The sequence below is a fragment of the Caballeronia sp. ATUFL_F1_KS39 genome (assembly GCF_023630985.1).
In the GTDB taxonomy this organism is placed as follows: domain Bacteria; phylum Pseudomonadota; class Gammaproteobacteria; order Burkholderiales; family Burkholderiaceae; genus Caballeronia; species Caballeronia zhejiangensis.
Window position 1 is genome coordinate 1 of the sequence record NZ_JALQDZ010000059.1, and the last position, 235, is coordinate 235.

1 protein-coding gene is annotated in these 235 nt (G+C 62.6%); it reads right to left on the bottom strand.

The features are described from left to right. On the bottom strand, positions 1-235 hold a 235-nt coding region (locus NCR93_RS29175), incomplete at both ends, for a radical SAM protein (RefSeq protein ID WP_250532384.1).

Genomic DNA, 235 nt, shown 5'->3' on the forward strand with positions numbered 1-235 from the left:
CCATGTGACGCCGAGCTTGCCGAGCCCGCGCGCGATCTCTTCGACGCGCGGCTTGAAGTCGGTGAAGGTGTCGTCGTCGAACATGATCTCTTTCACTTCGGGCATGTTGTCGCGAATCCACTTCACTTCCGCGAGCACGTTCTCGACCGAGCGCACGCGATAGCGATGTCCGCCGACCGTCTGCGGCCAAAGGCAGAACGTGCAGCGTGAACGGCAGCCGCGTCCGGTGTAGATC